Annotated in this window: 11 protein-coding genes, 1 tRNA gene and 2 pseudogenes; 12 read left to right on the plus strand and 2 right to left on the minus strand. The window is 39.8% G+C overall.

The window, feature by feature from the left end:
• The 3 genes and pseudogenes from OVN21_RS05270 to OVN21_RS05280 all read left to right on the plus strand — a co-directional run.
• Positions 1-992: radical SAM/SPASM domain-containing protein (locus OVN21_RS05270; protein WP_267247569.1), on the plus strand; the 992-nt coding region annotated here is incomplete at its 5' end.
• A gap of 1 nt (position 993) precedes the next feature.
• Positions 994-2,565: an ATP-binding cassette domain-containing protein gene (locus OVN21_RS05275; RefSeq protein ID WP_267247570.1), complete on the plus strand. Its 1,572-nt coding sequence runs from the start codon at positions 994-996 to the stop codon at positions 2,563-2,565.
• A gap of 456 nt (positions 2,566-3,021) precedes the next feature.
• Positions 3,022-3,276 (plus strand): annotated as a pseudogene (locus OVN21_RS05280) (group II intron reverse transcriptase/maturase); the annotation flags it as partial.
• 78 nt (positions 3,277-3,354) lie between these two features.
• Here the strand turns inward: OVN21_RS05280 and ald are convergent.
• Positions 3,355-4,441: pseudogene (gene ald, locus OVN21_RS05285) on the minus strand (alanine dehydrogenase).
• A gap of 176 nt (positions 4,442-4,617) precedes the next feature.
• On the opposite strand from ald, the gene OVN21_RS05290 reads away from it, so the two are divergent.
• From OVN21_RS05290 to OVN21_RS05315, 6 genes are all read left to right on the plus strand, one after another.
• A complete protein-coding gene (locus OVN21_RS05290) occupies positions 4,618-5,187 on the plus strand; it encodes a GNAT family N-acetyltransferase (RefSeq protein ID WP_267247571.1) in 570 nt (189 codons plus the stop codon).
• Positions 5,188-5,253: 66 nt separating this feature from the next.
• A complete protein-coding gene (locus OVN21_RS05295) occupies positions 5,254-5,895 on the plus strand; it encodes a helix-hairpin-helix domain-containing protein (RefSeq protein ID WP_267247572.1) in 642 nt (213 codons plus the stop codon).
• A complete protein-coding gene (locus OVN21_RS05300) occupies positions 5,879-8,119 on the plus strand; it encodes a DNA internalization-related competence protein ComEC/Rec2 (RefSeq protein WP_267247573.1) in 2,241 nt (746 codons plus the stop codon). The genes OVN21_RS05295 and OVN21_RS05300 overlap by 17 nt, the downstream gene beginning before the upstream one ends.
• 115 nt (positions 8,120-8,234) lie before the next feature.
• Positions 8,235-8,498: a hypothetical protein gene (locus OVN21_RS05305; protein WP_267247574.1), complete on the plus strand. Its 264-nt coding sequence runs from the start codon at positions 8,235-8,237 to the stop codon at positions 8,496-8,498.
• Between the two features lie 32 nt (positions 8,499-8,530).
• Positions 8,531-9,118, plus strand: coding sequence for an ATP-binding cassette domain-containing protein (locus OVN21_RS05310; protein ID WP_267247575.1), 588 nt, complete (start codon positions 8,531-8,533; stop codon positions 9,116-9,118).
• A 3-nt stretch (positions 9,119-9,121) separates the two neighbouring features.
• On the plus strand, positions 9,122-10,303 hold the full coding sequence (locus OVN21_RS05315; protein ID WP_267247576.1) for a hypothetical protein: 1,182 nt from the start codon (positions 9,122-9,124) through the stop codon (positions 10,301-10,303).
• Here the strand turns inward: OVN21_RS05315 and OVN21_RS05320 are convergent.
• Positions 10,300-10,611 (minus strand): hypothetical protein, encoded by a 312-nt coding sequence (locus tag OVN21_RS05320; RefSeq protein ID WP_323743977.1) that lies wholly within the window; start codon positions 10,609-10,611, stop codon positions 10,300-10,302. The genes OVN21_RS05315 and OVN21_RS05320 overlap by 4 nt on opposite strands.
• 14 nt (positions 10,612-10,625) lie before the next feature.
• On the opposite strand from OVN21_RS05320, the gene OVN21_RS05325 reads away from it, so the two are divergent.
• From OVN21_RS05325 to OVN21_RS05335, 3 genes are all read left to right on the plus strand, one after another.
• Positions 10,626-10,817, plus strand: a complete 192-nt coding sequence (locus OVN21_RS05325; protein WP_323744036.1) for a hypothetical protein — start codon at positions 10,626-10,628, stop codon at positions 10,815-10,817.
• Between the two features lie 202 nt (positions 10,818-11,019).
• Entirely contained in the window at positions 11,020-12,006 is a 987-nt protein-coding gene (locus OVN21_RS05330) for a GMP reductase (RefSeq protein ID WP_267247577.1), read from the plus strand.
• A gap of 66 nt (positions 12,007-12,072) precedes the next feature.
• Positions 12,073-12,144, plus strand: a tRNA-Arg gene (locus OVN21_RS05335).
• Positions 12,145-12,239: the final 95 nt, after the last annotated feature.

A 12,239-nucleotide genomic window follows, 5' to 3' on the forward strand; every position in this document is an offset into this window, starting at 1 on the left:
GTACTATTACATCTCAAAAAACTGGAATAATAGATTTTGTAAATCAAAAATTATCTGAGAAAAACTTTGAAGACTTACATGTATCTTGGTTTGGAGGAGAACCATTACTAGGATATCGAGATATTTTAGATATTTCAAAAGAATTGATTTCAATTTCTCAAAAGTTAGGAATTCGCTATCACGCTGATATGACAACGAACGGATATTTGTTAAATCGTACAGTATTAGATCGATTAGTGACAGAATGTTACGTGAAAACATACCAAGTTACAGTAGATGGTTCTCGTGAAGGGCATGACAATCAGCGTATTTTGAAAAATGGCCATGGTTCCTATGATCGCATTATGAAAAACTTAAAAAATGCAATAAATTTAGAATCTCAATTCCACGTTATGATTCGCTTGAATGTTTCTCAGGAAAATTATAAGAATGTTGAGAAATTTTTATTAGAAGATGCACAGGTTTTTAAAAATGATAAGCGATTTCATCTGTTGTTTCGAAATGTAGGAGATTGGGGATGCGGTGATAGAAAAGAGGGATACGAGGTAAAACGATTTGAGTCAGATGTTTCTTTTGAATTATCAAAAAGTGCAATTAAATTAGGGTACAGATTATTTGATGATTTTGTATTCAGAAGTAATTATTCATCATGTTATGCTCAAAAATCAAACTCTTATACGATTGACACAAAAGGGAATCTATTAAAATGTACGGTTAGTCTTTATGACGAAGAAAATAAAATAGGTGAACTAGGAAATAGTGTCATTAACGAGAACAATCAAAAAAGATGGGTACATTCTTATCAATTTGACTCCAAATGTCAAAAATGTCAATTGTTGCTAGTTTGTAAGGGTGGAGCTTGCCCTAAGAGAGATATTTTCAATGAGACTAGTTTTGAGGAAAAATGCTTCAAAATGAGAAGAAATATTATGAATAATTTTGAGTTATCAATTTGTTCAAATAATATAAATTATGAATTGAAAGCTGACTAAGATGAAAATAATCGTAAAAATCATTTCAAAATGGAAACTACTTGGTTTCGTTATCTTTGCTTTACTGTACTCTTGTCAGGGCTTGTTGATATCACTGATTATCCAAATGGCCGGATCTGTGGACATTGAGAATAGAGGGATGATTGCAAACTTTGGACTGTTGAGTCTTACTTTCTTTATCTTTATTTATATTTGCATGTACCTCAATAACATTCTTCTACGTTCCATCATCAAAGATATCAATTTGTTTATTTCTAAGAAAGCCTTGCGTTTATTTGCAGACAAAAGATTGGAGTATTCAGCATCTGAATTTAATTCTTTTTTGACCCAAGATATTCCAATGTTTTGGAAGGAATATTTATCTCCACTTTTTTTATATCCTATATTTGGCACCTCTATCCTAGTGTCTGTCATGTATTTAGTATCACAGGATGTTGTGGTTGGTCTACTCTTTACCATAGGTGGCTTTCTCATGATCATTCCTCAATTTGTTTTTCATAAACTATTGAAAAGACGTGGTGAAGAACTGAGTAAAGTTAGAGAAATCAGTTTAGCCAATATCACAGATTTTTCAGCAGGGATTGATACTATTGTTTCAAATAGAGCTGACCAAGAATATTGTCAACATGTTTATGATACCATTGATCAGATGGAGTCTGGTCAATATCGTTACTATACAAGTCATAATTTGGTTATGTTTTGGACAGGTCCTTTGAAAGGCCTAGGGCTAGTGGGGCCTTTTGTGATTGGAATGGTGATGATATCTACCACCCATCTTTCCTTGACTGTTTTGATTGCCATGATGACAGCATCTATGAATCTGATTTCTCCATTGCAACAACTCTTGGAAGCAACCTCTACGCTTCAATCAGCGACAGTAGTAAAAGAAAAAGTGCTGAATATTCTTTTACAAGAGGATATTAAACGGGAAGAGGTATCTGAAACATTCCCAACCACTCTCGGAATATCTATAAAAAATGTTAGCAAGAAATATGCAGATAAGATTATTTTTGATGACATAAGTGTAAGTATGGAAGCTGGGAATCGAGTCTTGCTTACAGGAGCCAGCGGTAGTGGCAAATCAACCTTGTTTCACATCTTGACTGGGGATGATAGAGACTATGACGGAGAGATTTGCTTTTTAGATGGGCATGGCAAGAAGTATGCACCAAGTCATGACTTGGTATCTGCCATTCATCAAAAACCTTATATTTTTAAAGGGACGCTACGGGCAAATGTATCTCTTTACCAAAATTATAACGATAATGATATCAGAAAGGTACTGCAAAAGGTTCAACTATGGGATGAACTGGGTCAGGATTTTGATTATTATCTCGATGGAAATAATCTTTCAGGGGGACAGATGATGAAAATCGATATTGCTAGAGCGCTGTTGAGACCAAGACCAATTTTACTAGCAGATGAAGTCAACGCCGCACTGGACAAGCAAAATGCAGACGAAATCCATAAATTGCTATTTTCTCAGCCAGCTACCATTTTAGAGATCGCCCATAAGTTTCATCAGGATGAATATGAGAAAGTTTATACATTAAAGAATGGTAAAGTTTCGTAAAGTAACTAAGAAGAAAATTCTAAATAATTTAGGAAATAGGGTAAAAAAGTAACTGAGCAAGAAATTGTACAGCTGTTTTTTAGTACGATGGGCATGTCGTATATCTGAGGTGTAAGTCCTCCGTGGGCACCTGCTACTGGTGAACCCAATAGCGATTCCCAAGCCTGACTATCGTGAGGTAGCGGATTAAAACGGTCTGGGGATAGACCGTTTTAAGTCTGACGCTGGAAATAAGAATCGTCAGAGGAAGGGATAGCGAAATCGTGGTCTACAAACAGGAATGTGATAGTAAGGTGTATATAGCGGATAAGGGGGTACGAAACTCTAAAGTCCCAAAAGTTAGTCGTAACCTATATGCGTAAATCACGAGAGTAATTGAATTCACACAAACCTTTTAACGTCCTCATATCTTGTATAAACGAGGAGAGATGCACGACTTATCCCATGAGGTCTCATGAGCGCTTGCGTACTCGCCTACGAGTGATTATTTAGAAGCAATGGAAGAAGAAATCTAGACGATTGTGGGGATTGCTTAAGTTAGGAGTTCCTAAATGGATAGCAGATAAGGTATCTGGCTGGGGCGACCACTATCAATTAGTAGCTCAGAAGTCGGTACTTAAGCGTGCTATATCAAAACCAGTCCTTGAAAAACGTGGACTGGTTTCGTGTTTGGATTATTACCTTGAACGACATGCGTTAAAAGTTAGTTGAACCGCCGTATGCCGAACGGCACGTACGGTGGTGTGAGAGGGGCTAGAGATTATCCCCTACTTGATTGAGTGTCTAGCTTTAAACAAGTTCGTCGATTGACGTGTGATCTTTATCGAGACCTTGAGCAACTGGGAGGCTGGTCAAGTAACCACAAGCCCTCATCTTCAGCAATTGCTTGTGCGAATCCTTTGCCAGCTAGAGCCTCGATATAAGGAAGAGTGACATTGGTTAGGGCGATAGTAGAAGTACGGGCAACCGCACCAGGGATATTGGCAACGGCATAGTGGAGAACACCGTGTTTTTCATAGACAGGTTCATCGTGCGTAGTCACACGGTCAGCTGTCTCGATAACGCCACCTTGGTCAACGGCAACGGCAACGATGACAGAGCCTGGGCGCATTTGTTTGACCATCTCATCTGTCACCAATTTCGGTGCTTTGGCACCAGGGATGAGAACTGCACCAATCACCACATCAGCATCTCTCACACTTGCTTCGATGTTGAATGAATTAGACATAAGAGTTTGGATTTGGTTTCCAAAGACTTCTTCTAGAACTGAGAGACGCTTCGCACTGATATCTAAAATAGTCACTTGAGCACCAAGACCAAGGGCGATGTGGGCAACATGTGTACCGACGACACCACCGATGATGGTTACTTTTCCTTTTGGAACACCTGGGACACCACCAAGTAGAACACCAGAGCCACCAGCTTGCTTAGTAAGGAAGTGAGCTCCGATTTGAACAGCCATACGACCTGCAACCTCACTCATCGGAACGAGGAGCGGTAGTTGTCCTTGATTGTCACGAACAGTTTCATAGGCAATTCCTGTTGTTTTAGCTGCTAACATAGCATCTGCTAATTCTGGAGCAGTGGCCATGTGCAAGTAGGTGAAGAGGAGAAGAACGTCGCACAAGTAACCATATTCAGAACTTAAAGGTTCTTTTACTTTTACGACTAACTCAGCTGCCCAAGCTTCAGTAGCAGTAGCGACAATCTCAGCTCCTTGCTTTTGATAGTCCGCATCAGTAAATCCTGAACCGAGACTAGCATTTGTTTCGATGAGGACACGATGTCCACGACTGACTAAACTATGGATGCCAGCAGGAGTGAGGGCAACACGGTTTTCGTTATTTTTAATTTCTTTTGGGATTCCGATTAACATAGAGATAACCTATCTTTCAATTGACGGGATTGTTTTAGTTGTCACATTCCATTTCATAAATCGAAAATGTGATGACTTTATTGTGTATGAAACCGTTTTAAATTGCAAGGGAGACTTGTTATCCAAATTTATTTATGCTATACTAATGGGAATCAAGCTTTAATGGAGGAAAAAGTATGGAATCAATATTTGTGAAATTTGCCCAGTATCCATCTATAGAAACGGAGCGTTTATTGCTCCGACCTGTAACCTTGGATGATGCAGAAGCTATGTTTGAGTATGCCTCAGACAGAGAAAATACACGCTACACTTTTCCAACAAATCAAAGCTTAGAAGAAACAAAGAACAACATCGCTCAGCTCTACTTGGCTAATCCTTTGAGACGGTGGGGAATCGAACTAAAAAGCAATGGTCAGTTTGTCGGAACTATTGATTTGCACAAGATTGACCCTGTTCTTAAGAAGGCAGCTATTGGTTACATTATCAATAAAAAATATTGGAATCAAGGTTTGACGACAGAAGCTAATCGTGCCGTGATTGAGCTGGCTTTTGAAAAGATTGGAATGAACAAGTTGACCGCTCTTTACGATAAAGACAACCCCGCATCAGGAAAAGTCATGGAGAAATCAGGTATGCACTTTTCCCACGAAGAACCATATGCTAGAATGGACAAAAAAGAACCAGGACGAGTCGTCACAAGAGTTCATTATGTCTTGACCAAGGCAGACCATTTTATAAATAAGTGAGCAGTTGAAAAGATTTTTCAGCTGTTTTTTTCTTCCTCTTGCGAATAATTTAAGAGAGGAGAAAAAATGGAAGCAATTATCGAGAAAGTTAAAGAGTATAAAATTATTGTCATCTGCGCAGGTTTAGGTTTGGTCTTAGGCGGATTTTTCCTACTAAAACCAACTTCACAAACACCTGTAAAAGAAACGAATTTACAGGCAGAAGTTGCAGCTGTTTCCAAGGATTCATCGACCGAAAAGGATGTGAAGAAGGAAGAACCGGTTGAACAAGATCTAGTCACAGTAGATGTCAAAGGTGCTGTCAAATCGCCAGGGATTTATGACTTGCCAGTAGGTAGTCGGGTCAATGATGCGGTTCAAAAGGCTGGTGGCTTGACAGATGAGGCAGACAGCAAGTCGCTCAATCTAGCTCAGAAAGTCAGTGACGAGGCGCTTGTCTATGTTCCAACTAAGGGAGAAGAAGTAGCTAGTCAGCAGGCTGCCTCTGGAACGACTCCTTCTACAAGTAAAGAAAAGAAGGTCAACCTTAATAAAGCTAGTCTGGAAGAACTAAAGCAGGTCAAAGGCTTGGGAGGAAAACGAGCACAGGATATTATCGACCATCGTGAGGCAAATGGCAAATTCAAGTCGGTAGATGGGCTCAAGAAGGTTTCTGGAATTGGTGCAAAGACCATAGAAAAGTTAAAAGACTATGTTACAGTGGACTAAGAGTTTCCCTATTCCCCTAATCTATCTGAGCTTTTTGTTGCTTTGGTTTTACTACGCCATTTTCTCAGCATCCTATCTTGCTTTGTTGGGCTTCGTTTTTCTGCTAATCTGTCTCTTTATCCAATTTCCGTGGAAGTCTGCTAGCAAAGTTCTAGTGCTTTGCGGAATCTTTGCCTTCTGGTTTCTGTTTCAAACTTGGCAACAGAGTCAAGCTAGTCAAAACCTAGCGGACTCTGTTGAAAGGGTGCGGATTTTGCCTGACACTATTAAGGTTAATGGTGATAGCCTATCCTTTCGTGGTAAGTCTGATGGACGAATTTTTCAAGTCTATTATAAACTCCAGTCCGAGAATGAAAAAGAGCAATTTCAAACCTTAACAAACGTTCATGAGATAGAACTTGAAGGAAAACTTTCAGAACTAGAAGGGCAGAGAAATTTTGGTGGCTTTGACTACCAATCCTATCTGAAGACTCAGGGAATTTACCAGACTCTCAATATCAAAAAAATCCAGTCACTTCAAAAGATTGGCAGTTGGGATATAGGAGAAAACTTGTCCAGTTTACGTCGAAAGGCTGTGGTTTGGATTAAGACGCACTTTCCAGACCCTATGCGCAATTACATGACAGGACTCTTGCTGGGACATCTGGACACCGACTTTGAGGAGATGAATGAGCTTTATTCCAGTCTAGGAATTATCCACCTCTTTGCCCTATCTGGCATGCAGGTAGGTTTTTTCATGAATGGATTTAAGAAACTTCTCTTGCGATTGGGCTTGATCCAAGAACAGTTGAAGTGGCTAACCTATCCCTTTTCCCTTATCTATGCAGGTCTGACAGGATTTTCAGCTTCGGTCATTCGCAGTCTCTTGCAAAAGTTACTGGCTCAACATGGGATTAAGGGCTTAGATAATTTTGCCCTGACTGTGCTTGTCCTCTTTATTGTCATGCCAAACTTTTTCTTGACAGCAGGAGGAGTCTTGTCATGTGCTTATGCTTTTATCTTGACCATGACCAGCAAAGAAGGGGAGGGTCTCAAGGCTATTGCCAGAGAAAGTCTAGTCATTTCCTTGGGAATATTGCCCATTCTGTCCTTCTATTTTGCGGAATTTCAACCTTGGTCCATCCTCTTGACCTTTGTCTTTTCCTTTCTTTTTGACTTGGTCTTCTTACCGCTCTTGTCTATCTTATTTGCCCTTTCCTTTCTATATCCAGTCATTCAGCTGAACTTTATCTTTGAATGGTTGGAGGGAATGATTCGCTTGGTATCACAGGTGGCAAGTAGGCCTCTAGTTTTTGGTCAACCCAATACATGGCTGTTGCTGATACTGTTGTTTTCTTTGGCTTTGGTCTATGATTTGAGGAAAAATATCAAAAGAGCAGCTGGATTCAGCTTACTTATTGTGGTTCTCTTTTTCTTGAGCAAGCATCCACTGGAAAATGAAATTACCATGCTGGATGTAGGGCAAGGCGAGAGTCTTTTCCTACGGGATGTAACTGGGAAAACCATTCTCATAGATGTAGGTGGCAAGGCAGAGTCAAATAAGAAAATTGAAAAATGGCAAGAAAAGGCGACGACCAGCAATGCACAGAGAAACTTGATACCCTATCTAAAAAGTCGAGGAGTAGCCAAGATTGACCAGCTGGTTTTGACTAATACAGACAAGGAGCATGTTGGAGATTTGTTGGAGGTGACCAAGGCTTTCCATGTGGGTGAAATTATAGTATCAAAAAGCAGTTTGAAACAGAAGGAATTTGTGGCAGAACTACAGGCGACTCAAACTAAAGTTCGTAGTGTGACAGTAGGAGAGAACTTGCCAATTTTCGGAAGTCAGTTAGAAGTCCTATCCCCAAGGAAAATGGGAGATGGAGGGCATGAAGACTCCCTAGTTCTGTATGGAAAATTCTTGGATAAGCACTTTCTTTTCACAGGCAATTTGGAGGAAAAAGGAGAGAAGGACTTGCTGAAGCATTATCCAGACTTGAAAGTAGATGTTTTGAAAGCTGGTCAACATGGTTCGAAACACTCATCAAGTTCAGCCTTTCTAGAACAGCTCAAACCAGAGATGACTCTCATCTCAGTTGGAAAGAACAATCGAACGAAACTCCCCCATCAGGAAACCTTGACACGATTGGAAGGTATCAAGAGTAAGATTTACCGAACTGACCAGCATGGAGCTATACGCTTTAAAGGATGGAATAGTTGGAAGATTGAAAGCGTTCGATAGGAAGGACAAATATTATATATTAGTAAAATAAATCAAAAAAACTATTGCATAACAAATAAAAAAATGATATAATTAAAGCGCTTTCGAAAGTAAATATATTAGTGAGGTGAAAAACATGAAAAAATCAGCAAAAGTCGTTTTATTAGCTAGTTTGTTATCACTTGGTCTTTTTCAGTCTAGTGTATCTGCTAAAAGCGTTCTTAAAAGTTATCGGTATGATTGGAATATCTTCTATAGGTCTAGTATGAATTTCCATGGATATAGATATAGGGACATTCCGGAATGGTCTCATTATTACAGCTATTCTGAGTATAAAGTTGGCGGAGGCTGGAACTATGGTCGTTATGAGGTACTAAACCTCTACAGCGGAGGCTATTAATCCTTAAAGAGTGATAAAAAGGAGGGCTAGATATGTTGCATCTTACTCATGTGACCTTAAAGACGCGACAAGTCATCTTGCAAGATGCGGATTTCACCTTTAAAAAGGGTAGGATTTATGGTCTTCTTGCTATCAATGGCTCTGGAAAGACGACACTATTCCGCGCCATTAGCAATTTAATTCCTATAAGTAGCGGAAATATCGCAGCCCCTCCTTCTTTATTTTATTATGAGAGTGTTGAATGGCTGGATGGAAACTTAAGTGGGATGGACTACCTTCGCCTTATAAAAAACATCTGGAAGTCAGGTCTGAACTTGAGGGATGAAATCGCCTACTGGGAAATGTCTGATTATATCAGCCTTCCCATTCGCAAGTATTCCTTAGGCATGAAGCAACGCTTGGTGATTGCCATGTATTTCCTCAGTCAGGCCAAATGCTGGCTTATGGATGAAATTACAAATGGCTTAGATGAGTATTATCGACAGAAGTTTTTTGATAGACTAGCACAAATCGATAGACAAGAGCAGCTGGTTCTTTTGAGTTCCCACTATAAGGAAGAGTTGATTGATATCTGCGATAGAATCCTAACCATTCATCAGGGGCAGATAGAAGAGGTTTAGTTTATGAAAGATGTTGGTCTATTTTTATTGAAAAAAGTTTTCAAAAGTCGCTTAAACTGGATTATCTTAGCTTTATTTGCATCTGTACTCGGTGTCACCTTTTATTTAAATAGTCAGACTGCAAACTCACACAGCTTGGAGACTCGGTTGGAAACTCATCTTCCAGCCAACGAGAGAGCTATCAATGAAAATGAAGAGAAACTCTCCCAAATGTCTGACACCAGCTCGGAGGAATACCAGATTGCTAAAAGTGATTTAGAATTGCAAAAAAATCTTTTGAAGCGAAAGACAGAAATTCTGGCTTTGTTAAAAGAAGGGCGCTGGAAAGAAGCCTACTATCTGCAGTGGCAAGATGAAGAGAAGAATTATGAATTTGTATCAAATGACCCGACTGCTAGCTCTGGACTAAAAATGGGGGTTGACCGCGAACGAAAGACTTACCAAGCACTATATCCCTTGAACATAAAAGCACACCATTTAGATTATCCGACCCACGGGATTGACCAGATTGTCTGGATTTTAGAGGTTATTGTCCCAAGCTTGTTTGTAGTTGCTATTATTTTTATGCTAACGCAACTATTTGCAGAAAGATATCAAAATCATCTGGACACAGCTCAGTTATATCCTTTTTCAAAAGTGACATTTGCCATGTCCTCTCTTGGAGTTGGAGTGGGCTATGTAAGTGTGCTGTTTATCGGAATCTGTGGTTTTTCTTTCCTAGTGGGAAGTCTGATAAGTGGTTTTGGACAGTTAGATTATCCCTACCCAATTTATAGCTTAGTGAACCAAGAGGTAACTATTGGAAAGATGCAGGATGTGTTATTTCCTAGCTTGCTCTTAGCTTTCTTAGCCTTTATCGTCATTGTGGAAGTCGTCTACTTGATTGCTTACTTTTTCAAGCAAAAAATGCCTATCCTCTTTCTTTCACTCATTGGGATTGTTGGCTTATTGTTTGGCATCCAAACCATTCAGCCTCTTCAAAAGATTGCACATCTGATTCCCTTTACTTACTTGCGTTCAGTGGAGATTTTATCTGGAAGATTACCTAAGCAAATTGATAATGTCAATCTGAATTGGGGTATGGGGCTAGTCTTACTTCCTTGCCTGATTATCTTTTTGCTATTGGGGATTCTATTTATAGAAAGCTGGGGAAGTTCACGTAAAAAAGAAGTTTTTAAGGCTTAGAACCTGTATTCACAAAATGATAGAGCCTTTAAAAGCCGATTAATGTGTGAAAGTTTGACAAAAGCAAGCTCTGACGATAGGGATTTTTCAACATCCTTAGCTAATCTTCGAGAGTGATTCAACCAAGAAAAAGTTCGCTCAACAACCCAAGGTTTGGGGATGATTTGCCAGCTGCCCTTGATTTTTTCAGAAATACCTACTGGGCAACCAAACTCCTTCACCATCATCTCCTCAGAGCTTTTGCCATAACCAGCATCGGCTGAAAAAGCCTTGATGGTTGGGAATTGTAGCATCACTTTGCGAGCCACTAAAAAGCCTGATTTTGCGTCATGCAAATGAGCTGCATGAACCACCACATCAAAAGGACGGAAAACTCATCCCAGAACAAGGAGGAGCCCGTTCAACCTCACCAGCTCCAGTAGTTATCCGTAAAGGGCTTGACATTGATAAAATCATGATGCACCTGGCAGATACCTTTAACTCATGGGACTACCGTCAGGGTGAGTATTATTAGGACAGAGAAGGAGTGGGGAGAAAATAATCTCTCCTCTTTCTTTTGTTTTTAATATAAGTAAAATCCGAACGATATATTTTTGTTTATAAAATTATTTGACAAAAACTGTACTTTGGTTTATAATAAATCAAGGAAACGTCGGTAAAAGATGTAGGGATGCGCAAGCATAGGTAGGTCATTATAAAAGAAACGAGACATCGATATGTTAAATGAATTTCCAATTTTTGATTACGAAGATATTCAATTGATCCCAAATAAATGTGTCATTAAAAGCCGTGCAGAAGCGGACACAAGCGTCACCCTAGGAAATCACACCTTTAAACTACCTGTTGTGCCAGCAAATATGCAGACGATTTTGGATGAGAACGTAGCAGAGCAGCTTGCTAAAGGCGGTTACTTTTACATTATGCACCGTTTTGATGAAGCAGGGCGCATTCCTTTTATCAAACGTATGCACGATCAAGGGCTCATTGCTTCCATTTCTGTTGGTGTCAAGGACTATGAGTATGATTTCGTTAGCCAGCTCAAGGATGATGCTCCTGAGTACATCACGATTGATATTGCTCATGGACATGCTGACAGTGTGATCTCAATGATTCAGCACATCAAGAAAGAATTACCTGACACTTTTGTAATCGCTGGTAACGTTGGAACTCCAGAAGCTGTGCGTGAATTGGAAAATGCTGGATCGGATGCCACTAAGGTTGGAATCGGTCCTGGTAAGGTTTGTATCACCAAGGTAAAGACTGGTTTTGGTACAGGTGGCTGGCAATTGGCTGCCCTACGCTGGTGTGCCAAGGCTGCGCGTAAACCGATCATTGCTGATGGAGGAATTCGTACTCACGGTGATATTGCCAAGTCTATCCGCTTCGGTGCCAGCATGGTCATGATTGGTTCCCTCTTTGCAGGACACATCGAAAGTCCAGGGAAAACGATTGAAGTTGATGGTGAACAGTTCAAAGAATACTATGGTTCAGCTTCACAATATCAAAAAGGTGCTTACAAAAATGTGGAAGGCAAACGTATCTTGCTTCCTGCCAAAGGTCATCTGCAAGACACTTTAACTGAGATGGAACAAGACCTTCAAAGTGCTATTTCTTATGCAGGTGGACGTCAGGTTGCTGACCTTAAACACGTTGATTATGTAATCGTGAAAAACTCTATCTGGAATGGGGATGCTTCCCACTAAGACGGGCTATCTCACTAGAAAAAAACTTGTTATTAGAGCAAATTTCTGTTATAATAAAACAAGTTTCCACCCTTAGTGTAATGGATATCACGTAAGATTCCGGTTCTTGAGATGGGGGTTCGATTCCCTCAGGGTGGATGTAAATAGCCTAAAAAAGCCTTTAAATAGGGCTTTTTTACACCGTCTCAAATTTGCCCCTAAAACTGAAGATCTTTGTCTAAAGAATGCCCCAA

Source organism: Streptococcus sp. Marseille-Q5986, from assembly GCF_946902915.1.
In the GTDB taxonomy this organism is placed as follows: domain Bacteria; phylum Bacillota; class Bacilli; order Lactobacillales; family Streptococcaceae; genus Streptococcus.

Coding starts and splice junctions, on each gene's coding strand:
- OVN21_RS05310 (WP_267247575.1), top strand. CDS start 8,531: ATGTTGCATCTTACTCATGTGACCTTAAAGACGCGACAAGTCATCTTG.
- OVN21_RS05290 (WP_267247571.1), top strand. CDS start 4,618: ATGGAATCAATATTTGTGAAATTTGCCCAGTATCCATCTATAGAAACG.
- OVN21_RS05305 (WP_267247574.1), top strand. CDS start 8,235: ATGAAAAAATCAGCAAAAGTCGTTTTATTAGCTAGTTTGTTATCACTT.
- OVN21_RS05300 (WP_267247573.1), top strand. CDS start 5,879: ATGTTACAGTGGACTAAGAGTTTCCCTATTCCCCTAATCTATCTGAGC.
- OVN21_RS05315 (WP_267247576.1), top strand. CDS start 9,122: ATGAAAGATGTTGGTCTATTTTTATTGAAAAAAGTTTTCAAAAGTCGC.
- OVN21_RS05330 (WP_267247577.1), top strand. CDS start 11,020: ATGTTAAATGAATTTCCAATTTTTGATTACGAAGATATTCAATTGATC.
- OVN21_RS05295 (WP_267247572.1), top strand. CDS start 5,254: ATGGAAGCAATTATCGAGAAAGTTAAAGAGTATAAAATTATTGTCATC.
- OVN21_RS05275 (WP_267247570.1), top strand. CDS start 994: ATGAAAATAATCGTAAAAATCATTTCAAAATGGAAACTACTTGGTTTC.